The sequence below is a fragment of the Lactococcus nasutitermitis genome (assembly GCF_018403765.1).
Lineage (GTDB): Bacteria > Bacillota > Bacilli > Lactobacillales > Streptococcaceae > Lactococcus > Lactococcus nasutitermitis.
The window spans coordinates 31,121-56,558 of sequence record NZ_BOVQ01000004.1 but is presented as its reverse complement, the minus strand read 5'-3'; the positions used below and the strand labels follow the sequence as shown (position 1 = coordinate 56,558).

General features: G+C 35.3%; 20 protein-coding genes. 19 read left to right on the top strand and 1 reads right to left on the bottom strand.

Annotated elements, in window-relative coordinates; translation table 11 throughout:
• Positions 1-9 precede the first annotated feature (9 nt).
• From KJS36_RS04615 to xerS (KJS36_RS04525), 19 genes are all read left to right on the top strand, one after another.
• Positions 10-2,112 (top strand): toprim domain-containing protein, encoded by a 2,103-nt coding sequence (locus KJS36_RS04615; protein WP_213534839.1) that lies wholly within the window; start codon positions 10-12, stop codon positions 2,110-2,112.
• A 20-nt stretch (positions 2,113-2,132) separates the two neighbouring features.
• Entirely contained in the window at positions 2,133-2,474 is a 342-nt protein-coding gene (locus KJS36_RS04610; RefSeq protein ID WP_213534838.1) for a hypothetical protein, read from the top strand.
• A 12-nt stretch (positions 2,475-2,486) separates the two neighbouring features.
• Positions 2,487-3,002, top strand: coding sequence for a hypothetical protein (locus KJS36_RS04605; RefSeq protein WP_213534837.1), 516 nt, complete (start codon positions 2,487-2,489; stop codon positions 3,000-3,002).
• A gap of 66 nt (positions 3,003-3,068) precedes the next feature.
• Positions 3,069-9,338 carry an Eco57I restriction-modification methylase domain-containing protein gene (locus tag KJS36_RS04600; RefSeq protein ID WP_213534834.1) on the top strand — a complete coding sequence of 2,090 codons (6,270 nt, stop codon included), beginning with the start codon at positions 3,069-3,071 and terminating at the stop codon, positions 9,336-9,338.
• Complete coding sequence (locus KJS36_RS04595) at positions 9,275-13,009, top strand: helicase-like domain-containing protein (RefSeq protein ID WP_505744195.1); 3,735 nt, start codon at positions 9,275-9,277, stop codon at positions 13,007-13,009. The genes KJS36_RS04600 and KJS36_RS04595 overlap by 64 nt, the downstream gene beginning before the upstream one ends.
• Before the next feature lie 18 nt (positions 13,010-13,027).
• Entirely contained in the window at positions 13,028-14,098 is a 1,071-nt protein-coding gene (locus KJS36_RS04590) for a hypothetical protein (RefSeq protein WP_213534830.1), read from the top strand.
• Complete coding sequence (locus KJS36_RS04585; RefSeq protein ID WP_213534828.1) at positions 14,088-14,357, top strand: hypothetical protein; 270 nt, start codon at positions 14,088-14,090, stop codon at positions 14,355-14,357. The genes KJS36_RS04590 and KJS36_RS04585 overlap by 11 nt, the downstream gene beginning before the upstream one ends.
• Positions 14,358-14,713: 356 nt before the next feature.
• The gene (locus KJS36_RS04580) at positions 14,714-15,163 is read left to right on the top strand and encodes a hypothetical protein (RefSeq protein WP_213534826.1); all 450 of its coding nucleotides are present in this window, start codon (positions 14,714-14,716) and stop codon (positions 15,161-15,163) included.
• Entirely contained in the window at positions 15,160-15,573 is a 414-nt protein-coding gene (locus tag KJS36_RS04575; RefSeq protein ID WP_213534824.1) for a hypothetical protein, read from the top strand. The genes KJS36_RS04580 and KJS36_RS04575 overlap by 4 nt, the downstream gene beginning before the upstream one ends.
• Before the next feature lie 56 nt (positions 15,574-15,629).
• The gene (locus KJS36_RS04570; RefSeq protein ID WP_213534822.1) at positions 15,630-15,983 is read left to right on the top strand and encodes a plasmid mobilization protein; all 354 of its coding nucleotides are present in this window, start codon (positions 15,630-15,632) and stop codon (positions 15,981-15,983) included.
• On the top strand, positions 15,983-17,674 hold the full coding sequence (locus tag KJS36_RS04565; RefSeq protein ID WP_213534820.1) for a relaxase/mobilization nuclease domain-containing protein: 1,692 nt from the start codon (positions 15,983-15,985) through the stop codon (positions 17,672-17,674). The genes KJS36_RS04570 and KJS36_RS04565 overlap by 1 nt, the downstream gene beginning before the upstream one ends.
• 212 nt (positions 17,675-17,886) lie before the next feature.
• Positions 17,887-18,438: a hypothetical protein gene (locus KJS36_RS04560; RefSeq protein WP_213534818.1), complete on the top strand. Its 552-nt coding sequence runs from the start codon at positions 17,887-17,889 to the stop codon at positions 18,436-18,438.
• A gap of 11 nt (positions 18,439-18,449) precedes the next feature.
• A complete protein-coding gene (locus tag KJS36_RS04555; protein WP_213534816.1) occupies positions 18,450-18,908 on the top strand; it encodes a hypothetical protein in 459 nt (152 codons plus the stop codon).
• A complete protein-coding gene (locus KJS36_RS04550; protein ID WP_213534814.1) occupies positions 18,901-20,520 on the top strand; it encodes an Mbeg1-like protein in 1,620 nt (539 codons plus the stop codon). Before KJS36_RS04555 ends, KJS36_RS04550 begins: the two co-directional genes overlap by 8 nt.
• A gap of 1 nt (position 20,521) precedes the next feature.
• Positions 20,522-20,854 (top strand): hypothetical protein, encoded by a 333-nt coding sequence (locus KJS36_RS04545; RefSeq protein ID WP_213534812.1) that lies wholly within the window; start codon positions 20,522-20,524, stop codon positions 20,852-20,854.
• Positions 20,855-20,857: 3 nt separating this feature from the next.
• Positions 20,858-21,160, top strand: a complete 303-nt coding sequence (locus tag KJS36_RS04540) for a hypothetical protein (protein WP_213534810.1) — start codon at positions 20,858-20,860, stop codon at positions 21,158-21,160.
• 111 nt (positions 21,161-21,271) lie between these two features.
• Positions 21,272-22,321, top strand: a complete 1,050-nt coding sequence (gene xerS, locus KJS36_RS04535) for a tyrosine recombinase XerS (RefSeq protein ID WP_213534807.1) — start codon at positions 21,272-21,274, stop codon at positions 22,319-22,321.
• 37 nt (positions 22,322-22,358) lie between these two features.
• A complete protein-coding gene (locus KJS36_RS04530; protein WP_213534805.1) occupies positions 22,359-22,616 on the top strand; it encodes a hypothetical protein in 258 nt (85 codons plus the stop codon).
• A 305-nt stretch (positions 22,617-22,921) separates the two neighbouring features.
• Positions 22,922-23,992, top strand: a complete 1,071-nt coding sequence (gene xerS / locus KJS36_RS04525; protein ID WP_213534803.1) for a tyrosine recombinase XerS — start codon at positions 22,922-22,924, stop codon at positions 23,990-23,992.
• Between the two features lie 58 nt (positions 23,993-24,050).
• On the opposite strand, the gene trmFO is transcribed toward xerS (KJS36_RS04525), so the two are convergent.
• Positions 24,051-25,394: a methylenetetrahydrofolate--tRNA-(uracil(54)-C(5))-methyltransferase (FADH(2)-oxidizing) TrmFO gene (gene trmFO / locus KJS36_RS04520; protein ID WP_213534801.1), complete on the bottom strand. Its 1,344-nt coding sequence runs from the start codon at positions 25,392-25,394 to the stop codon at positions 24,051-24,053.
• Positions 25,395-25,438 lie beyond the last annotated feature (44 nt).

The following is a 25,438-nucleotide window of genomic DNA, read 5'->3' as shown; positions in this document are numbered from 1 at the left end:
GGAGTAAAAATGGTAAATTATAACCGACACGACGGAATTCGTGAAGAAATAAAACAACCACAAGGATTAACAAGTCATGAAGAACGTGAGCGATTGCTGGAGGAAGCAAAAACTGCTGATATTTTTGACGTGGCACAACAACTTGGACTTAAACCAATGAAATCAGGAATGTTTGAGTGGAATGGGCATACCAGTTTTTGGCTTGACCGCAAGAACAATCGCTTCCAATGGTACGGTCAAAATTTGTGGGGAGGGCCGATTGAACTTGTTTCACTTATTCGTAATAATGCACAAACAAAAGAGGAACGTCAAAAATATTTCAGAGAGTCACTTGCGTATCTCACAAATACGGAATTTAAACCCTTTGATACTTCGAAAGTTCCACAAGCCGTTCCTTTTAATTATTATTTAACAGATGCGCCATCAAAGGAGCTTGCAGAAAATTATCTCAAAAATGAGCGGCAACTCTCTAGTAAAACAATAAGATTCTTTGAACAACAAGGTGTTTTAGCTCAATCGGAGTGGCGTAATACATTAGAAGATGATTCAACTTTTACAGAACCTGTCGTCGTTTTTAAACATTTTGAGCGCACAGGTAAAATGCTTGGGGGAAGTGTGCAAGGGATAGGATACTATCCAGAAATTCATACTGATCACAAAAGCGGACATTTGAAACGTGTCATCAAAAACTCAGGTGCTTATAGTGGGCTTGCAGTTAGAATAGGACGTCCTGAACGAATTGTGGTATGTGAAGCTCCGATTGATTTAATGAGCTATTATGAATTGCATCAAGACTCTTTAACTGATGTTTTACTTATTTCTAATGATGGGTATAAACCCAATGTCATTTCAAAATATATGTCAGAAATTCTGGGAAAACCTGAATTATCCATCAAGGAACAAGAAGAATTTTTGAACACTTTTGATAAGCTGACAGAGACGTTAGAAGGTGTCCCTCAAAATCTTATTACATTTGCTTATGATAATGATGAAGGTGGACGAAAATTTGTTAATAATTTCATTCAACAATATCCTAATGCCGTACATTACGCAGTGACAGATTTACCGCCACTTGCAGAAAATCAAGAAAAAAATGACTGGAACGAAATGCTCCAGCAAACAAAGAAGGGACTTTTACAAATGGAAACTACCGAATCTTTTTTTCAAATCTATGATGAAAATTTAAATAATCTTTTTAATCAAGGGATTCCTTATCCTGATGAGCCAACTGAAATTGAAAATGCTAGAGATTATAATGACACCTTCACTACTGATGCTTCACAAGAAGAAAAAGTATCAGAAGAACCAATGGTTAATGCTCAAGTTAGTACGTCAGATTCTAATGAAGTTGAGCAACCAAGAACTTATCTTATCAATGGAAAGCGTGAAAGTTTTGTGGCTAAAACGCCAGTTGTTCCCTTGGTTGAAACTCTCCCTCAACAAATTGAAGAAATTCAAGAAAAAGAGCAGGTCTTTTTAACAAAAGATGAATTAGATAAAGTTTTGTCAGAGCATTTTTCTAAAATTGAAGGACTTATTAGTCAGTTTAAGGAAAATGCTCCAACACTTCCTGTGCAGTCTCCAGAGGATGCTCAACAAGAAGTGCGAGGCCTTATAGTTCAAATTCGAGAACTCTTTGCTCAAATGCTTCATGTAGTTCAAGTAAAAGTAGAAGAAAAGAAGGGGCAAGTATCATCTTCTCTAAATGATGCTCGAATTAGTGTTAAAAACACTCTCCATGCCCCATTACTTAAAGTTGCAAATGAACTTAAAGAAGTTGGCGAACAAATGGAACAACGATTTGCTTTAGAAGAACACTCTAAGGTTAATATTAACCCTAACCCTAGGGTTAAGTTGGGAGAAAGCTCCCGTGCCCCAGAAGTACCAGTATCTGATCAAGTGGAAAGTGAGACTCCTAAAGTACGGGAAACTTCGGAAAAAGCGATGACTTCGCAAGAGACAAAACCTTCTTCAAAACCGTCTGTAATGAAACCAAAAGGGCAGGCTAATTTTTACAATCGTTTAGAACAGTCGAAAGCCGAACAAAAAGCAAAAATAGAAGCCGCTGCTGCAACTACGGAAACATCTATCGTTAAAGGAAAGGCTATTTAGGGAAAAGTGAGGTAAAACAAATGGAAAAATATATTGCAAAAATGAACGATGGTGCAGACTTTGATTATTCCCTTGAAGCAAAAGACTTATTTGAGGCAGATAGCCGCGCACAGCATTTAGCAGAACAACAAGGTTGGAAATATAGAGAAATAACAGTTGCTCATCAAACTGACGTACAACATCTAACAAGTCAATCCCCATTGGGAAAAGAAAGAACTGAAAAAATAGGCTCTGCTAAAGCTAAAAGACAAGTAAATTTTTATAATCGCTTAGACCAAGCAAAAGTCGAACAAAAAGGGAAACTACAAGCAGCTGCTATAACAACTAAAGAGCTACCTATCATTAAAGGAAAGGCAATTTAATAGGTAAATGATATGAAAACAAAAGAAAAACGAATTAGCTACTCTCAAAAAGGAAATAATGCCATTATCTATGCGGAAGGTATCATTGACACCGTCGACATTAGCTATCAAGAACTTGATTATTTTGAACGAGATGTTTTATTGCAATTTGACTTACCAGCATTGTCAGAGCGTGAATTGGTCGCTCTAACACTCAATCTTATCAATCAAATTGAAGCAACAACAGGAACACTTAAAGAGCTGGATTGGGACGATGATGACTTAAATTATTATCTCGAAGATTATGAAAATGAAAAAACAAGTTATCAGGTATTAGTCAATGAATGGGCGAGACGTGAGATTATTGTCCCTCGAAATGCAGAAGAATTTGATAGTGTCCAAATAGAACGAAAACAAAGTGATGCTCAGTTATTTAAACTATTGCTTATAGCAAGTTTAAAAGAAAAATCTGTTAACTTTAAAGCAGAACGGATTCAAGAAGAACAAGAAAAAGAAGCATCATCTTCGGCCTCTATCGGAAAAATTTAAGAAAATAAGGTTAGGGTTAATATTAACCTTAACCTTATTGTTTTTTTTGAAAGGATTTCATACGTCATGAAAAAAACAAAAGAAGAAATTATCAATTATCGCAACTATTTTATTGCTCATTTTCTTGAACTAGAACAACGTGAAAAAATAGCATTTATCGCTTTTAATCGTAAACATTTTGAACATCATGCTGATGCCGTTATTCAGGCTTACTTTCAAACTCCTTATGCCACATGGCTTCAAGAATACGATACTTGGAAAAAGGTTGCTCCCTACTCATCAGTTATCCAAGGTACGGAAGCAATAACCTTAATAATTAAAAATCAACCTCGTTCGTTTTACGATGTTTCACAAACTAATCTTATAGATTACCCTCTTCATCCAGTAAAATTGTCTTCACCTGAATTTCTGGATACATTAAGCAGTATTGTAAATGAAGAGTATTACGTGGAAGATTTGTTATTGGAAGCTCAGCAAAGAATTGAGCAATTTATTGCGCCTTTTCTACCCAAACTTAATCGTTTTACAGACGAAGAAAAGAAATTTGCGGTAAAAATTACATTATATAATCTGCTTGAACAGTATGGTTTGTTTGAAGATAATCAGAATTTAGAAAATCAAGTCAATAGCCAGACTTTGACAGAAATGGAAAAATTTCAAAGTTCCCCTCGACTTCTTGAAGCACTAAATTTAGGCAATAGCTTCGCTCGTGGTTTAAATGAGCAAATACTTAAAAAATGGAAAAAAATACTTCAAGAAGAAGCTGCTCAAACAGCTTTAAAAAATGAAGTTAAGGTTAAGGTTAATATTAACCTTAACCCTAACCCTAACCCTAGCCAAGAAATACAAGCAGAAAAAACGGATGAAATTATTATAAATAGTGAGTCTGAGTTTTCTGAAATGCTGGATATAGCTTATACAAAGCTTTATAACAGTTACTATGAAGCACAAAAACAAAAGAGAGCTGGAACTGATATTTCAGGAAGTTACGATGTTTTTGATTTTCGTACTCCTGCAGGTACAGCTCAACTTGGATGGAATATGATTGGACGTCGTTTGGGGACATCCGATGATTCAAAAGTAGAATTTTGGTTATCATCAACTGATCATACTTATAATACTAATCCTGCAACACTTCCTATTCGTTCTACGATAATGGATGTCTGGAAAGAGTTTTTGAGTGAGCAACCATTTAATGCAATAGAGGAAGTTTCCTCAACAACTGAAGAAAATGAACGCTCAATTATTACAGGGAACGAAACCCAATCTACACTCATCTCTAAAAATCTCCAGTCAGACTTTACAGCTACAGATGATAGTCAAGCTATATTGAGTATCAAAAAAGAGAATGATGAAAAGGAGCTTAGAGAGCAGCAAATTATCAATGCTGTCAAACAACTTCCGCAAGAAATGCTAGATTACTTAAATTTAAATCCAGATAATCGTTCAGAGTTTTTAATTACTGCTCATAGTGATTGGCAAAATGATGATAGGTTAACTATTTATGATTTTGATATTCAAGATAAAGAAGATCAGTATGAAAGCACGCCCTTGTTTGCTGTTGACTTTGATACAAGAAATTTAGAGATAACTAATCCCTGGCTATCGAGTTCTCGACTTAAAAATCTAGACCGTCTCTTACGTTCAGCATTGGGTAAAGAATTTGAATTAGAAGCTGATGAAAAGCCAGTTGTTGAACGATCTGCAGCACAAAATCAAAGTCCTATGGTTGAGCGCCTAAAAGCAGACTATATCAAACATTGGCGCTCACAAAATGAAGGAACAGCGGTTAAAGTCTATCTTGAAATTTTGGCAGAAATTGCTAGGGCTGATGGTTTGGGAGTAGATGTTGAAATGTTTCCTAGTTATCGGACGTTACCCCAATCTGAGCAGGAACATTTAATTCAGCTCGTTCAAGCTGCTTACGATGAGGTAGGCTATAAAACACTTGACAATCCGAACGGTTTAGACTGGGAAAGTTTTCAAGATTGGCGTGAACAATATGTCGAAGACAGGAATCAGCAATCTAAAAAGGTTGAAATTGCAGAAGAAGCAGAGCAGGAACTCGCTGTAGCTGCACAAGTTTATCAGCCTGGAAGCTCATCAGCTGAGCTAGGTCACCTTGAATCTCGTCTTTCTGATGGCATTTTTGATTTTATTGCCGCTGACAGCGATTGGTTTGAGTCGTTTGGCTCTTCATTTGTGGATATTCAAGTTTCTATCAAAGAGAAATATCAAACCTTTACTGTCTATCGACTGACGGACAAGGGAGGTTCGCTTCCGTTAGTTAAGATGAATTTGACTACGGGTGTCTTTAACCTTTCGGGCGATGATTTTAAAAATGAAAAACAAACTTCTGAGCTGCTCCGATACATTCGTTCAGAGTTGAAAGAAGCGGGGTATTTACAACAAATGGAGTCTGATAAATCTCTCCCAAAAGAAGCTGTGTCAGACGAAATAAAAGTAACCTCAGAAATCCGTTCTGAAATCGAAATTTTGAAAGAACATCCGCAGGCTTTAGATAGGTTCTATCCATACCTTTCAGAAATGATAACAGATGCGAATATCAAAATTTTACCTTACAAAGAATTAACTCTTGCTCAACAAGAAAATTTACGACTGAGTCTGCCATTTTTCGATGAAAAAGAAGATACAGCTGATGATAAATTTTACTACCAGATAGGGTTCGACTATGTCGTTTATTTTGAACTCTCAGATGCCTTGCTTCGCTGGTACAGCGATGAAGATTTAGCAAGTGGCACAATTTATGATGAAATTCCCAATGGGGGAATACTGAATGATTTGTACCTCAAAGGCTATCCAACTGCTTATGTTGAGGGACTACGCTCAGTTTTGCAGCTGGCTGAAAGAGATGGACGCCTGACGACGGAGCAAATTACCAACCTTGGCATTGCTGTCAATCACCATGAAATTCATGAGCAAGTGCATGAAAAAAATCAAGCTAGTCGATTTTTCAATGATTATCTGAAATTCAGGAATCGTGAGGGCTATGAAGTCATCACTACTGCTGAGGGGACAATTCTATCCCTGCAGATTGAAGAAAAGCCAGATCGTGATGAGGTTGCCACAATCGTAGATGGTAAATTAAATGTCTCATTCAATGCTGAGTTTTTGACTTCCATTCCTGATTTTAAAGAAAAACTTGAAAAAGGCTGGGAACGTTTCAATGTTAAGCGCCCAAAAATCCAACCACCTGTTCTTACAATGCACAACACTTTCAGCTCCCCTGCTTATGACTTTTTGGCAGAGTCTCACGATGATGTAGTGCTAAACGCTGAAAATATGCCTCGCTTGATTCGTGATGCAGCACACGCAAGAACGCTCGGAGAGGATGAGCAAATTCAGCTATCATTCTTTGTAGATAATAAACGTTATGATACCTTTTTTACAGACGAACGAGATATTCAATTTTATCGCACCCTAGCCGAGTTAGGAGATATTGAATTGAATGTTGAGTTTGATTTCAATGACGATAAAACTGTTAACAACAAGGATGAAAATGAGGAAGAAGTACAAGCAGAGTTAACACCAAGCACTTTCTTAGAAACTCTTAAAGAAGATTTTCAGTTAAGTGATGAGTTTGAAATCCTAGAGGACAATCAAGTTCTACGATTAGTTAAACAGCATTTCTGGGGCATGGAAACATTGATAACTGCCGAAAATAATGAATTTGAACTCTCTAGTGCATCCGATGGTATTTCTGGAGTCAAAGATTTTAGGGCAAAATTTGAAATTTTCCGTACAGAGTATGAACAAAAATTAAACCAGAATATACCGACTTCTATATCTCATGAGGTTAACCCTAACCCTAACCAAACAGAAAGCACCAATGTTCCAATAGATGAACCATTAGACTTATTTTCTTTTGCAACTGCTGATAGTTCAGACAATGATGCTGCGAATCAATTAAATAAACCTATAAGCTCGCAGGAAGCATCTTTAGAAAAACTAAAAGCATCTTATTTAAACGCGCTATCCATTCTTGATTATCATAAAATGATGGATAGCGGACAAATATTTTATGACCAAGAATATCTTCAATACTATGAATATGCTGCGAATCAACTTTTACAAGCTGATAATCATACGGAAATAAATGAGCCTTATGTTTTTGAATGGCTAAATAAAAACGATAAACAAGAAATTGAATCAATTATTCAATCTGCCTATAAAAAACATGGTTATTTAGCATTAACCTTTGATCAATGGAAAGAGGAGTTTAACACAGAAAATCAAGAAAAAGTTGACCAGGATAAAGCATCACAACACAAAAATTCCTCCAAAAATAAACAATCTGATGATATAGAAGTATCAACTTCTCACAAAGTCACTGTCCCATCAGAAGTTCAAACTGATAGTGCATCTAAAAAGGAAAGATTAGACTTCTCTTTTCCAGAAAATCTTGTTACTTTTTATCCTGGAACAGTTCAAGCAAAAATTGAAGGAAATATTGCTGCGCTTCGTCTCATCAACATTCTTAATTCAGAAATACGTTTAGCAACTGCCGAGGAACAGACAATTCTTGCCCATTATGTTGGTTGGGGAGGCAGAGGTGTTGTTGATGTGTTTGATGAAAACAATCCAAAATATGCTACGTACCGAGAAGAACTCAAGCAGCTCATTTCAGAAAAGGATTATCAAGCAATACGCCGTTCAGCGCTGACTGCTTATTATACTTCGCCAGAAATTATAAAAGCAATTTATGCCAGTTTGTCAGAACTAGGCTTTAAAGAAGGACGTATTTTAGATCCCTCTATGGGGACAGGGAATTTCTTTAGTGCAATGCCAAAAGAATTAAAGAAAAATTCTGAGCTTTTTGGGGTAGAAATTGATCCTATGACGGCCACAATCGCAAAGCAACTCCAACAAACAGTATCCATTCAAGAAAAAGGATTTGAAGACACCCGTTTTGCCAATAATTCTATGGATGTTGTAATAACAAATGTCCCATTTTCAGATAAAATTCATCCTTCGGATACTCATTATAATCGTCCGTATGTCATTCATGACTACTTTATCAAGAAGGCACTTGACCTTGTTCATGACGGAGGAATTGTGGCGGTCATTACTTCCAAGGGAACAATGGATAAAAGAGACTCCAGATTTCGAGAAGAGTTGGCTCAACAAGCGCATTTATTAAAAGCCGTTCGCCTCCCAGATACGGCTTTTTCAAAAATTGCTGGGACAGCTGTCACTTCAGATATTCTCATCTTTCAAAAGGATAGTTCGCTTCAATTCTCAAATCATAGACCAGAATGGCTTGAAACAGTTCCTTTAGCTGATGGTAAAGGAAATAAAATCTACTATAATTGTTATTTTGAACGTCATCCAGAACAAGTTTTAGGCGACTTTAAAATTGAGACTTATAATGGTGGCACATTATCTATCAAAGCAACGGTTGCAGCTGAGGACTTAGCACAAGAAGTACAAACAGCGCTTCATTTTGAGGAGGGAGAACACTTTGAAAGTGCTGCCAACGACCGTCCACTTTATGAGCTTGAAGAAAAATCAGAGACGAATGTTCCAGAACAAGTTTTAAAACAGATTGTGCCTTATACAATAATGATATTTGAGGGAAAACCTTATTATCATAACGGAGAATTTGTAGAGTTGATGCAAAAAACTTCGAGTGTCACTCTCAATATCAATGAAACACGTCAAAATCAATTAACACGATACAAGAATAATAAAGAACGTATCTACAAAGAGGAAGCGAATAAAAAAACAAACGACTATCTTGTTGAAGTCGTTGATAAAAGTCTCTTTTCTGATAATCCAGAATTTGACTCACTTGACCTATCACAAAAGGAAATAGAGCATTTAATTGAACATTCGACACTTGATAAGGGAAATGAAAGTTATCAGCTCATTAGCACTGATAAAAGGAATATTGCGTTGCTGAAGCAAAGTGTTGCACTGAGTACAAAATATTCTTATCACTTTGATTACTCCAAAGATGAAGTTAAGGCAATGTCCAAAATGATTGAACTTCGTTATACCTTACAAGATCTCCTTGCTTTACAGCATAAAGCAGACTATTCAACAACAGAATATGAAGCCCTACGTCTTCAATTAAATGAACAATATGATACCTTTATTAAAGATTTTGGGCCACTTTCTAATCAAAAAAACAGTTTATTGATGCGTCAAGATGATTACTACCAATTCCTAGCTTCTATAGAATTAGATGTTGAAGATGAAATTACAAAACAGCCTAAAAAAGCAAAGAGTGCTGTTTTTTTGAACCTACAATTCAGTCACAACATCCAGTCATTGAGGTTAAAAATGCAGAGGATGCACTTCTTGCCTCTTTAAATCACAAAGGACAGCTTGATTTTGATTATATGATAGCTCTCTATCCAAAGACGAAAGAAGCCATTGTTCAAGAACTGGGAGAACGCCTTTTTTATGTTGGAAAAGGAGAATATAAAACACGAGAAGATTATCTTTCTGGAGATGTCAAAACAAAGCTCTCAGAAGTGACAGTAAAACAAGAATTTTCAGCTGAAGGTAGAAATTGGAAGAAAAACATCGAAGCTCTCGAAGCTGTTCAACCCAAAGATATTACAATCAGTCAACTTAACTATAAATTTGGTACTCGTTTTATTCCAACTCATATCTATGAAGCCTTCTTAGTTGAAGCGTTGGGACAATCCCCCAATTTTTCTGATGCAGTAAACGTAGAGTATGACTCTCTAAGCGACAGTTATCAAGTGAGTATTCGTTATCGACAATCAGATGCCAATGCACATCAATACGCTGTAGGAAAAGTTGAAGGTGTTCAACTTGCACAGAATTTACTTAATCAAAAAACACTTGAAATAAAGGTACCCGATCCGACAGCTCCAGAAGGAACAAAACCTAAAATGGTTGTTGATCACGAGGCTACGACAGAACTTCAAGCAAAAGGAGAACAATTATCCAATGCTTTTAAAGAATGGGTGCTTAAAAATTCTCCGATGCAAGAAGAAATCATCTCTCTTTATAATGAAAAGATGAACCGTATTGTGCCAAAACAATATGATGGAAGCAGTCTAACAGTCAATGGACTTTCTAAACAATTTACGCTACGTCCCCATCAAAAGAATGCTATTATGCGTATTGTTCAGGATCAGCGTGCTGGTATTTTTCATGAAGTGGGTTCAGGTAAGACTTTAACCTTGCTTGCAGCCAATATAAAACTCAAAGAATTAGGGATTATCCAAAAGCCTATGTTTGTTGTTCCTAAACCTCTCATTGATCAATTCGGACGGGAGATTTATCAGTATTTCCCTGAAAGCAAAGTCTTGATTGCTCAATCCGAGGACTTTGACAAAGAACATCGCAAACGTTTTGTTAGTCGTATTGCCACAGGAAATTATGACTTTATCGTGATTGCGGACTCTCAATTTGGAAAAGTTGGTATGTCCAAAGCTTATCAAGAGCGCTATATCCAACAAGAAATCAATAAAGCTGATCTTCAAATGGCACAAGCCAAAGACAACGGACAAAAATATACTGTCAAAAAGGCAGAACAATTCCGAGCTGCTTGCCAGGAAAGACTGAAAAAACTTCAAAAAAGTGATACAGATACTTTTATTGATTTTGAAAGTCTAGGAATTGATATGCTTAATGTTGACGAAGCACAGGGATATAAAAATCTTGCTCCTCAAACTCAGCTCGAAGGAGTCAAAGGAATTTCTGATGCTCGTTCTCAAAAAGCAATGGATATGGATCAAAAAGTCCAGTATCTTCACAGTCAATACAATAATCGACGGGTTGTTTTTTCTACTGGGACACCGATTTCAAACTCTGTTGTTGAGCTTTATACTATGATGAAATACCTTTCCCCTGAAATATTAGAAAAGCATGGTGTGGCAAGCTTTGATAGCTGGACTTCTGATTTTGGTACGATTGAGTCTGTGTTTGAGTTAAACGTCGCTGGGAATTATAAGGTGAAACGACGTTTTACAAAATTTGGAAATATGCCCGAATTACGTAATCTCTTTCTTGAAGTTGCGGATATTCAGACAGCTGAGGATTTGGATTTACCTGTCCCAGAAGCGGAAACTATTATCCACCAATCCTCTACAACACCTGCTCAAGTGAATTATATAGAAAGTTTAGTGAAGCGCGCAGAAGCGATTGAAGCAGGAGAAGTAAAGCCTTGGGAAGATAATATGCTCAAGATTTTAAGTGAAAATAAAAAATTAACGATTGATATGAGAATGCTTGATGATGTTCAATTCTCTGAGGAAGATTCGGAAAAAATCAATCAAGTCGTTGAAAGTGTCTATAAAATTTGGGAAGAAACGAAAGCCCAACGCTCTACACAAATGATTTTCTCTGATTCTGGTGTTCCGCTAAAATACAAAAATAAATCATCTAAAAATTTAGATAAGAGTCAGAATAATTTTTCTGCTTATGATGAAATTAAGCGACAGCTAGTTGCTAAAGGTGTTCCTGATTCAGAAGTCCGTTTCATTCATGAAGCTACGGATGCGACAAGAGAGCAGATGATGCGTGATATGCGCTCTGGTAAGATTAGAATTCTTCTGGCAAGCACAAGTAAAGGGGGAACAGGTCGTAATGTCCAGGATAAATTAAAGGCTGTTCATCATCTTGATGTTCCTTGGAAACCAAGTGATAGTACCCAACGGAATGGACGCATTATTCGTCAAGGAAATGAAAATGACGACGTTCAAATTCATATTTATATTACCAAAGGTTCAATGGATTCATTCATGTGGCAAACACAAGAAAATAAAAAATATGTGGTTGACCAGTTGATGAGTGGACACTCTGATGTTCGAGAAATTGATGAAATGGATAATGCTTTTGGCCCTTCAGTGTATAAAGCTATTGCAACAGATGATCCTGTCAAAGCAGAATATATGCAATTAGAAATGCAAGTGGATGCTCTTTTTTCAGCTCGCAATCGTTTCTATGAAAGTAAAGCCGCTGAAGAAAAACGGATTGAAAAAGAGCGAGAAAAGCTCCCTGCTTTAGAGCAACGTGTGCCACTGGTTAAACAAGATATTGAGAGATTGGCTCAGAATAAAGATGCTGATTTTGAAATGACTTTGTTCCAAAATGGACGAGAAAAGCACTATGATTCGGAAGACAAGAAAAAAGAAGTTGCTGAGTTATTCAATCGGCTCGTCACGCAAAATGCGACAGAAGAAGTACAACTAACAAAAATTGCGGAATATCGTGGCTTTGAAATTTTTCATCAGAGTCATGGACGTTCTTCACAGGGAGAACTTTTTGAATTGGGAGGCGAAGAATTTCTTTTCAAAGGCGCTACAAGTTATCATGCTCAATTGACACTCACGAGTCTTCTTGGAACATTAGCAAAAATCAATCATTACTTGGATAAATTAAGAGATGATTTATATAAAACAACACAAGAAATTGAACGTATTCAAACAGGTATTACTCGGATTGAACAAGAAAGAAAAGTACCATTTCCACGTGAAAAAGAATTCATTGAAAAAAAGCAACGTCTTCAAGAATTGCGCAGACAATTAAATGATATCCCTGAATTGACTCCAGATGAAAAGTCAGAAACAAGTTTTTCTCTACATAATGATTTTCATAAAATAAGTGGTACAGTTCAAGGACAAGAACTGGAAGAATTGGAGGGCTATGACTCTGACTTTTTGAAAAACTTTGATTTGTCACTTCTTTCTGATTCTGAATTGGCTGTCCTTACTTTCAATCTTATTATTGATTATCAATCAAGTCTTGCAAGTCAATCAAACATTTTACCTGAGGATTGGAATGCACTTAAAGATGAATTTGAATACGAGACACAAGCGTATCTCCAGCTTCGTAATGAATGGAAACAACGAGGAAAAGATGTCCCGATTCGACTAAAAGGTGTCACTCAAGAGCCATTGGAACAATTTAAACGGCAGGTTTATGATTTTCTTAAAGAAGGAAAAGTTCTTCCTGCGATACAAGACTCTCAAGAAAAAGAGAGACAAAGAAATTACTCATTATAAAAATGAAAGGAGAGCTCTATGGTTGAAAATGAATTGACAAAAAATGATTCATTACTCTATTTAGAACTAGAACATTTTACTCATTACCTCTCATTTATTTCAGAAAATCTGCTCTATTCAGAAATAAATGTTCGCTTGATTCTTGCTCAACTCCCTACTGCTAAAAAAGTTCTTACCTTTGAGCGGTGGAGTAAAATGGGAAATGGAATAAAAGCAAAAAGTCAACCACTTAAAATTTTAACGCCTCGGTATATTGTAAAAAGAGATGAAAATAATCATTATTTGGCGACAGAAGATGGCGAAAAGATGATTGAAAAAATTGAAATTTTAAATCCCTGCTTATTCGATATTAGTCAAACGCTTCATCCCGAACAACAGAAATTTCCATTGTTTAATCTTCCCGAAGAAAGAAAATTGATGGAACGTGATGCTAAATTATACAGTGGGCTGAAAAAAATCATTCCTCAAAAAATAGTCTTTGAGCAATTAGAACGAGATGAATTTTCTATTTTTCTACCTGAAAATAACCGTCTTATTATCAAACAAGGTCTTGGTAAAGAGCGCACCCTACAAGAACTTTTTACTTGGCTCGCACAGTGCGAATTACTCTCACAAAAATCTCAACAAGATGATGAGATTCAACAATTTGAAGCACAAGCCATCGCCTATTCCCTATCACAACATTTCTTTATTTCATGTTCTGAATTTCGTTCTTTTGAAATATTAGAGCAATGGAAAAAATCGTCAATGAGCGCAGAAGACTTTCAAAAAATTCTTGAAATCATCACAACGACGACGCACGTTCTCGTTAAAAAACTGGATAAAACTTTTTCAGTTACCTTTGATGTTACTGCAGGTAAAAATCCATTTGAGACACGATTGATTGCGGCAAGAAATGAACGTTTAGGCATTATCAATCTTCCTGTTTCTTCTGTTATTCAACCTCCAGCTTCTTCCTCCATTTCATCATCAAGTGAGCCTATTAGTTCTAGTGCTGGTCTAAAACAACGTTTGTCTGTAGGAAATAAAACACTTGGTCAGAATGTAAAATCTCAAAGAAAGGAAGCAAATGGAACGAATGACGAATGATGAATTACAACTAATTGTTTCTGAAATAATGCTTAGAAATCCAGCAAGTGAAAAACCACGTTTGGAACTCCATGCAAAACAAATAACAAGAAGAAAACTCCTTGGAAAACTTCAATCTAAAATTAAAATGTTGGAAAAACAAAAACTTGATCTCAATTTAGAACAGTTAAAAATGGCTAAAACCATCTTACAAAAAATGTCTGAACAAGATATTACCATTCTTTTAGAGGATATTTTATTGGCTTATTCTGTGACCTAAAAAGGGGATTGGGGGAACCCCAAAAATTATAAGAAGCGCCGAATTCATTTTCGGCGTTTTTTATAAATTGTGTGTTATGATATCATAACACTATGCTTGCAAGTAGTGAGCCCTGTTTTTAGGCGAGGAGACAGCGTAGCGTTTATGGTCTCCTTAAAGGGGTGCAGGGGGAATTTGTCCCCCTGCCTATTGAAAGATATCATTACATTTTCAGAATACCATTTTGTGATATTGTCCCTCCCTATTCACTCAATAAAAAATAGAATATCTTATTAAATAGTGATATAATTATTTAACATGAACAATAATTAAGTAACTCTTCACTATTAAAAATTAATTCCTATAGGAGAAAATATATGAACATAAACAGAGTTATTGAATTAATAAAATACTATTTTAACTTTCGTGAACGTAGTAATATTGCAAGTAAAGAAAAAAGAAATTACTATCGTTCATTAGATAAAGATGATTTAGAAACTGAATATGATAGAGTTAAAACTAAATATAGATGGCATGAAGGACTTCTAAAATTATTTAAGGCTGTCATTGTTTTTATCGTTGGAGCTTCTTTTGTTACTGGATTATTTAGATTTACATTAGCCTTTGGTCACACCTTACCTCAGATACAGCATTTGACAAATGAAGAAATGCAAACGGCTCTTGGGGTTTTACTAATATTTATTATACTTATTATTGCAAGTTTAACTCTAGGAGTAGTTTGGTATAGTCGATACGTCAATAACTTGAGAACAAAGTTAGAATCAATTGAAAAAATTCAAAAAGAAAATGAGGAACGTGTAGATTGAGCGATGAGTGGATTGTAAGTTTAGGAAGTAAAATTTTCTTTCAGCTTTCGTATGTTGGATTAACAATATATTATTTATTTAGATTAAATGATTTAAATAATCAGTTGAAAAATAATGTAGATGTGAGCGATCCATTTAATGTTGTTACATACAATGGAGAGGCTGCAATTTGGTTTACAGTTGAAGCATTGATACTAGTTGCAATTGCTATTGGGTTAACAATTTGGTATTTTAAAACAGCTTCCAATACAGAAGGTTGGCAATTTGGAGTTCTTGCTTTAGTAAGTGCTATTCTAAATTTGGCTGCTATCTTCTTTATCTGGAATTTTATAAATAATCCTATTTTGAGAGCAGTTATAATTGTATTGGTAGCAGGTGCTGTTACCCTTGCAGCTTTAAATAACAAGTAAAAATTTTATAAGCGAAAAAAGTTTCCTCAGATGGAAACTTTTTTATTTGGAGAAAAATGAATAAACAAAACTTAAACCGTCCAATTCAAAGACTGGTAAGATTTAATAAAGATGAGAATGAGTATATAAAAGAAAAAATAAAAGCAAGTCCTTTTAATAATTTTCAAAATTTTGCTCGCATTCTCTTGATTACTGGGGAAGTCAAAATGGTAGATTATTCCGAACTCTCAAAGTTGAATTATGAGGTCAATAGAATTGGAAATAATATTAACCAAATGGCAAAACTGGCACATCAGTTTGATGAAATTTCTCCAGCTGATATTGAAAATTTACTTCATCAAGTCGAAGAATTAAAAGCAATGGTTTCAATAGAACTCAAAAAAGAAAAATTAAATGAAAGGAAATTTTAATGGTTTACACCAAGCATTTTGCAATTCATACTGTAAATAAATTGGGACAGCTTAAAGATTATGTAGAGGATGCCACAAAAACTTTAGTCGATAATAAAGAGAAAAATCATCTGGAAAATATTTTCCCTTACATGATGAATGATGATAAAACTTTGAGTAAACAATTGGTTTCTGGCTATCATATTTCTAATATCTACCAAGCTTCCGATGAATTTATTGATACGAAAAAACTGGCTGCAAAAGCAAGAGGGATAAATTATATTTTTAATCCTAAAACAAAAAAGCTAGAATTTCAGATGAGCAGTTTAGAAAAAGCAAAAAATGGAAAAAAAGCTGTCCTCGCTCATCACTTGGTTCAATCTTTTTCGCCAGAGGATGGACTATCTCCTGAAGAAATTCATGAAATTGGAAGGCAAACAGTATTAGAATTGACAGGAGGCGAGTATGAGTTTGTGGTTGCCACTCATGTGGACAAGAAACATATCCATAACCACCTTGTCTTTAATTCAACGAACAGTATTAGTGGGAAACAATTCGACTGGAAAATTACCGAAGTGAACGGCAAGCATAAGGATATGAGTAAAAAAGCTTTTGAAGAAATTTCTGATCGAATTGCTTCTGCACATGGGGCTAAGATAATTGAAAAATCTCCGAAAACGTCTCACGCTAAGTACACGCAATGGCAAACAGAGAATATTTTTAAGAGTAAGATTAAATCACGATTAGATTTTTTATTAGAACATTCTTATGACTTAGATGATTTTAAGAAGAAAGCTGATGCACTTCATCTTCACATGAACTTTTCTGGCAAGTGGGCAACGTATCGGTTGCTTGACGAACCACAAATTAACGTGACCAGATCTCGTGTCATGGATAAAAGCAAGGACGGGGAAAAGCCCCAATTAAATCGTTATAATTTAGAGCAAATTGTAGAGCGCCTCAAAATAAACACAGGCTACTTTTCGATTGAAGATATTATCGAAAAATATGAGGAAAAAGTAGAAACAGCAAAAAATGATTTTGATTTTCAAGCTGTTATTGAACCTTGGCAAATTGACCATGTGACAAATAAAGGACTTTATCTTAATGTGGATTTTGGTATTGGTCAACATGGCATTGTCTTTGTTGGAGGTTATAAAACAGACCTCTTAGAAAATGGAAATTACAACCTTTATGTGAGACGAAACGACTATTTTTATTTTATGGATCAAGAGGGAGCAGTGAATAATCGTTATATGATGGGCAGCACATTGATTCGTCAGTTAAGCTTATATAATGGGACAATCCCGGTAAAAAAAGAACGTGTCATTTCTACAATCAATGAATTAACGGATGCTATAAACTTCTTGGCAAGTCGTGGGGTAGATCAGGGAGGAGAACAATTAACCAGCCTTGAAAATCAGTTGATAGAGGCGGTCAATGAAGCAAAAGATAAATTGAATGAATTAGACGAGAAAATTTTTGAATTAGAAAATTTAGCCAAGCAGATTATGGAAAGAGAAAATTCAAATGAGAATTCAAAGGATGTTTCTGATTTGAACTTAGAACAGATTGAAACTCAACTTGCTTCTGTAAAATTGAGTCGTAGTATTTTGAAAGAAAAGCTTGACGAAATCGTCAAAGAAATTAACGCTTATCAAGAAATTTTGTATGCGGCAAATACAAATAAAGGCACACAAAATAATATTTAACAAGAGTATTATTTTAAAAAATTCATTGACCGTATTATTTTTTGTTTTTTCTGATAAATGATTGTAAAACTAAAGTGATAGTGGTAAAATGAAAGCATATTTATTTGCTTAAATGAAGCATAATTCTAGCGAAGTTTTCAATTAAATATCTTTATTCTAAAAAACAAGTTAATAAATAATGTTTTGGAAATAAAAATTAAGAGGTGTTATAAATGATGAACCCCAACGAAAATATTTCTGTTAAAATATCAGAAATGATAGAACAGCTTAATCAAAAAATGAATAAAACGGATGAAGACTTTATCATCATTGTTAAAAGCAATCTCAAGATTTTAAATTCTAAAAAGCTATATTTACTCGAACTTCTGGAACAAGACAAATTAAAATATAAGTCGGTATATGAGGATCGTCATCAATATGATGAGGGGATAAAATCTCTTGAAGCGACAGATCATCTTATCAAACAATATAGGGCTTCTTCTGATTATTCGGAAGACTTTCTTACTCAGCAACTTGGAATGACGGTTCAAAAATTCTATAAAAATAAAAAAGAAATTACAACACAATTTGCTTATATAGATGGGCAACTTGCCAATCTTCAAAATGATATTGACAAAGCAAATTACATGATTTCAAAAATGGAAGATATGGAAAATGAAATGCTCAATCTTTTTTCAGATGAGAAAAGTCTTGATGTGAAAAAAATCAAAGAAGCACTTGCGGACATTCAAAAGTTGTTAAAAGATGATAAATTGCCAGAGTGATGGAGGAGACGATGAAAAAACGAACGAAAGTAGTGCTAGGAATTTCTATTCCACTCGTTTTAATTATAGGAGGAATTACGATGACACAGATGAAAACGCCTTTTGATATTTTTTTGATAAAAGACTTTACAGCACAATCAAAAGAAAACACCAAGCAAATGCAAATTGACTATCTTAAAAAGCACGAAAAAGAGATGACGACATTTGTTATGAATCAAAACCAAAATCAAAGTCCTGACCATCAAATTAGAAGTGTTCAGTGGGATTGGAAAAGCGTAGAAGTACATGATGATAAAACAATGTTTGGAACGGACATTTATTTGACTGTAGAGGGGAAATTTAATGAGATTCAAAGTTCGAGTTTTGCGCTAGATTTCACTTTGGATAATGCTAACGATATACCTAGTATGAAAGCCGTTGATTTATCTCAAGCTTTTACAATAGACGGGGGACAGAAAGGCTATGAGTAATTTACAAGACTTTAATAATATATATGCAGATTTGGCAGAATCCGCATATACAGGTAAAAGACCTAACAATTTCCCTCCAAAAAGCAATAAAAACACTTCACAATATTTTAATTTTTCTAAACCTGTAACTAAAAATATTGGTACAGAGAAAAAACCTGTCTATCAGACTACCCAAGGTGGAACAACTCTTCCTAACAAAGGTGTCGTTTACCTCCAACCAGCTATCAAAGACCCTGATGCCAAAAATGTTTATACAGGTCAAGGGGGAGCAGTGGATGCGTTAGCCAAAAATATGGAAGCTAAAAGTGTTTTCGATAATACATCCACAGGCTTTCAGTCTTATTTTGTAACAGATACGGCAAAGCCAAAAGATGCAACTCAAGCTTATCTTGCCATTCGTGGGAGTGATGCGGCAAGTTTACAAAATATGAATGATTGGACTGGAAATAACCTTCCTTTTGCTGTAGGAAGTAAGGAAATGCCCCAAGCTAAAGATGCGACAAAGGCAATGAAAGCTGTCCTTAAAGAACTTCCAAAAAATACTAAATTAGAGATTACAGGACATTCTCTTGGTACAATGGTCTCTGTACAAGGTGTTGCTCAATTAGTCAAAGATGACCCCAGCGCACTCAAGCGTATCGGAAAACTTGTTCTTTTTGATGGGCCAGATTGTACACAAAGTTTAAAAAAGATGGGGTTATCTGAAGATCAAATCAAAAAAATAGGAAAGCTAGTGACTTACTATGTGAATCCTTTAGATATTGTCAGTATGCTCAATCGTACAGCTCCTATCAAAGAACAATTTGGAACCGTTCAGTATGTTGTTCCTCTTGATTTTGGAACCACTTTTGATAAAATAAGTGCGCACGATTTTGGGGAATTTCAATTAGATGCTAATGGCAATCCATTAGTTGCTTCAAAAGATTTCCACCCAGAATTTCTTGAAGCAGGAGAAAAACTTGCAACACTTGAAAGTACTGCATTAAAACAACTAAAAGCTCTAGGGTTAAGCGATAGTGCTGCTTCGACGTTGCTTTCTCTTGCTACCAGTGGACACCCACTTCGTAAGGGAACGGAAGGTTATGCGATTATCGCACAGTTTCAAAGCGATTATGCTGATTTAATAAAAAACACCAGACGTCAATCAAAAAATTGGGATACCGCACACATTCCAGACCTCCAACGTCAAATTAGTCATGCTACAACAAGTGGACAAAGAATATCTTTGCGTGCTGAACTCTTAGACACGGTAGCCCAGGATGCGGTCTTTCAAGCAGAAGATTATCGTTCAAAAGTAAAAGACCTTGTTTCAAAGGCAAAAGAGGATATCAAACAAGAAATACAAAGTACACGTGAAGCGGCTTATGATATTGCTGCTTATCTCTCCCCTTATGAAATTGATGAATTACTAAATACTTTTCAATTTTCAGATGTTTGGAGTGATGCAATAGAAGATGAGACAAAAAAAGCAGCTGATAATTACCAAAAAGAGGTTGAACAATTTTCTGCTACCTTATTAAAGGTTTCTCAAAATATTCAAGACACAGATAAAGAAAAAGCCTCAGATTTTACAAAGAACTTAAAAAACGTCCAGCAGGATTGGGGGAAATAAAATGCAAGAAGCAGTCACAGGGGGAAATTATGGAAACAATCCTTATCTCAATATCAATTTCCTTAATGATCAATTCACAGAAGCTATGAAGGCTCAAGAAAAAACAGCTATTCTAGCGGTTATTTCTGCTAAGAGAGCAACGATTGCAAGTAAAGGAAATACACTTAGAACAGCCTTACACCAACAGTCTACAGAGATGAAAAACTTGACTTCTAACACATTAACTGCAGGAATAAAAGAAGGACTATTAGGGAAAGCTGCAGATGCAGCAGACGAGTATCTGACACACACGATTAAAAAGCCTGATTTACAAAGTCCTATCAAAGGAGGGTAAAGGATGGATAATAACAAGAGATGGCAACTAGAAGAGGAACATGATGAGACCATTCGTTTTCTTGATAAAGCCGAAGAAGCCTTAAATGATTACCGTCAACAATTTTACAGAAAAACCAATGATTTAGTGGATAAAGTTTCAAGCTTTTATCGAGAGCTTCCTTATGGTACATCTAGTGACGTCAATAGTCGTTTCCAACAAGGTATTGAAGAATATAATTGGGAAATTAGAAAGAAAGAATCTGAGATTGAGGAAGCTCGTGACAATGAAAGACGAGATTTCAACCGAAAAATGGATAGTGAGTAAAATAGTACTTTTTACAAAAAAATCTTCTCATGAGAGTAAGGTTTTTTTATTGCTCATTTAATCACAAAAAATGCTAAGATATAAAAAAATAAAGCTATTTAGGAGATAAAAATGAATCAGAAACAATTACAATTTAAAGCCAAAGCTGAAAAAATCAAAACTCAACTTCCGTGGTTTGTCGGGGAATACTATGAATCAAAATTGATTGCTTCCTACAGTACGGCAACCCTGTATGATTATTTGCTTGAATTTCGTCGTTTCTTTGCTTGGCTGATAGAGAGAAAAATAAGCCAAGCAAGTTGTATCCAAAAGATTTCTCTCAAAGATTTAGAGGTTCTACCAAAGAAAAGCGTTGAAGCCTTTCTTATTGAGCTGAGAGAAGTTTTAAATACAGAAAGTACAACAAACCACGAAAACAGTTTACATCGCTCCTTAGCCGCATTAAAGGCTCTCTATCGTTATCTCACAGAGGAAAGTGAGGATGAGAATGGGAATCCTTATTTTGAACGCAACGTAATGTCTCGTATTCATTTACGAAAAAAAGAGGAAACATTGTCTTATAGAGCGTCACAGCTGAGCGGAAAACTTTTTCTAGGCAATGAAACACAAGCTTTTCTTAATTTTATTGACAATGATTATGAAAAATCTCTAACTAATAAACAAGCTCAGAAATGTTTCGTAAGAAATAAATCACGAGATTTGGCGATCGTTGCTTTATTTCTCGCTTCGGGTATTAGAAATGCTGAGTTGGTTGCTCTGGATCGGAAAGACTTGAACATAGAAACGATGAAAGTCCATGTCTGGCGTAAAGAAGGGAAAGCGGACAGTGTTCGTATCGCCAAATTTGCTAAACCTTATCTTGAAAATTACATAAAAATAAGAGAAGTGAATGAAGAAGCACTGTTCTTAACACACTATCAGCATCAGTTTCTAAGAATTTCAAGTGCGAGTATCAATCATCTTGTGTCTAAATATTCACAAGCTTTCAAAGTTCGTGTGACTCCCCATATGTTAAGGCATACACTTGCGACACGTCTCTATGAGCTTACAGGTTCTCAAGTGCTTGTGAGTCAACAACTCGGTCATGCTTCAACACAAGTGACTGACCTTTATACGCACATCGTTGATAGTAGCTACCGAGATGCCCTTGATAGCTTATAAACAAATATGCTATAATGTCCCCTAGGAGGAGATTTTCATGAGACTTGTTCAAGGTGTACATATTAACGGTACAGATAAGCATAAACGGCTATGGCGTGTCCCAGATGAATTGGATCACATCAAGATAAAAAAGAACGATGAAGCGGTCGTGCAGACTGAACGAGGCTTAGGACGTATTCGTATTACAAATGTTATTTCAACGACAAACAATATCTTTTATTGGCATGATGATAAAGAGGGACGTTCAGGAAAGATTGAAGTTACCCAGGATGTGGTGTTAGTTTACGATAGATGAAAAAAAGAATAAAAAGATTGAAAAAGCGTAAAAACTTTGTTGATTTTACGTTTTCGTTATGCTATAATTAAGGCAAATCAAAAAGCCAGAAAGTTTTAAACCAAACTCCCTGGCTACCGATTAAGAAATTCAGACCTTCTCAATCGACTCATTGTTTATAATTATAAATAATTATGCAGAATAAGTCAAGAGAAGGGATTGAAATTCAATCCTTTTTTCGTATTTGGAATTGCTAGGTGCTTACATCTTTCCGAAAAACTGTAATTTTCTTGACTTTTTTATAAACTTCTGTTATACTAAAAATTATGAAACGTGAACAATTAATACAAAATATTGGAAAACTCAAAGCAATCATGCCTTCTTATGTTTTAGAATATTATCAATCCAAACTTTCCATCCCATACAGTCTCAGTACCTTGTATGAATACTTTAAAGAATATGATCGTTTTTTTAGTTGGCTAATTGATTCTGGAATTGTTGAAGTTGAAAAAATATCAGAAATTCCTCTTTCTGTACTTGAAAAACTTTCTAAAAAGGATATGGAAGCCTTTATTCTTTACTTACGCGAACGTCCTCGCTTAAATACTCGTTCAACTCATTATGGAGTCAGTCAAGCAACAATTAATCGGACGATTTCAGCTCTTTCTAGTCTTTATAAATATTTAACTGAGGAGGTTGAAAATGCTGATGGAGAGCCTTATTTTTATAGAAACGTTATGAAAAAAGTTCAGACGAAAAAAAATAGTGAGACTTTATCTGCACGTGCGGAAAATATTAAAGGAAAACTTTTTTTGGGAGATGAAACACAGGGATTTTTAGATTATATTGATAAAGAATATGAAAAAAAATTGTCCAATCGTGCACTATCCTCTTTTAATAAAAATAAAGAACGTGATCTTGCTATTATTGCAATTATGCTTGCTTCTGGTATTCGCCTTTCTGAGGCTGTCAATACTGATTTACGCGATTTAAATTTGCAAACAATGATGGTTGATGTAACTCGTAAAGGAGGAAAACGAGATGCAGTAAATATTGCTAAATTTGCTCAACCGTATCTTACTCAATATCTTGCTATCCGCGAAAATCGTTATCATGTAGAACAAACCACTACTGCTCTTTTTCTTACGTCCTATAAAGGAAAAGCAGGACGTATAGATAATTCAAGTATTGAAAAAATGGTAAGTAAATATTCCCAGGCGTTCAAAATAAGAGTCACTCCTCACAAACTTCGTCATACTTTGGCAACACGTCTCTATGCGCAAACAAATTCTCAAGTACTTGTTAGCCACCAGCTCGGTCATGCTTCTACTCAAGTAACTGACCTTTATACTCATATTATTGATGAAGAACAAAAAAATGCTCTTGATGAATTATAATTTTTCCATTTATATAAATATAAAAAAATTCACTTTATTTAAAAAGTGAATTTTTTTATTAACGTGTACTGGGAATTATTTCAGCTAATACGGTTAAAGCACGTTCAGCAACTTTTGTATAACGTTCTTTTTTATCACGAATTCTTGGTCCTTCAAGTTCTTTCATGATGCCGAAAGTCACATTCATCGGCTGGAAATGTTTGCTGTCAGTGTGTGTAATATAGTAAGGAAGACTACCGATTGCAGTCGTTTCTGGAAAAACAACTTCTTCTTCATCGTTAAATAAATGTGCAGCATTAATCCCAGCAACTAATCCACTCGCTGCAGATTCAACATAACCTTCAACGCCTGTCATTTGTCCAGCAAAGAATAGATTTTCTTGTTGTTTAGACTGAAAGGTCTGTTTTAAAAGATTGGGAGAATCCATATAAGAATTACGGTGCATCACGCCGTATCGGACAAATTCAGCATTTTCAAGTCCAGGAATCATTCGAAAAACTCGTTTTTGCTCACCCCATTTGAGATGTGTCTGAAAACCAACGATATTGTAAAGACTGGCTGCTGCATCATCTTGACGGAGTTGGACGACAGCATAAGGTGTTTTAAACTCACCATCGCGTGGTCCCGTGTATTCATCAGGATATTCGAGTCCAACGGGCTTCATTGGTCCAAATAACATGGTTTTATAGCCACGTTTTGCCATTTCTTCAATTGGCATACAGCCCTCAAAGACTTTAAGTTTATCTTCAAAGTTATTGAGGGGAGCAGATTCAGCTTGGATAAGCGCTTCTTGAAAAGCCTTAAATTCAGCTTTAGTCATTGGACAGTTGATATAAGCGGCTTCGCCTTTATCATAGCGAGATTTGAGATAAACTTTTGAACTGTCAACGCTTGAAATATCAATGATTGGAGCCGCAGCATCATAGAAATAAAAACCATCTCCACCGTTAAATTCATGAATTTTTTTAGCTAAAGTATCTGAGGTTAAGGGACCTGTCGCAATAATTGTGATTTCATCTGTTGATAAGTCTGTAATTTCATCACGAATGACTTCAATTAGTGGATTTTCTAAAATAGTTTGGGTAACAAAGTCAGAAAATCCATCACGGTCAACAGCGAGAGCGCCACCAGCAGGAACGCTTGTAGTTTCTGCTGCTTTTATAATGACTGAATCAAGTCGTTTCATTTCCTCTTTAAGTAAACCCACAGCATTGGTTAACGATGCACCACGTAAAGAGTTGGAACAAACTAATTCAGCAAATTTATCTGTTTTATGCTGAGGCGTAGATTTAACACCTCGCATTTCATAAAGTTTTACCGGAATTCCACGCTTTGCAATCTGGTAAGCAGCTTCAGAACCAGCTAAGCCTGCTCCTATAACATTAATATGTGTTTTTTTCATAAATTCCTTAATTTTATTTATATAGTTACATAATTAAATATATG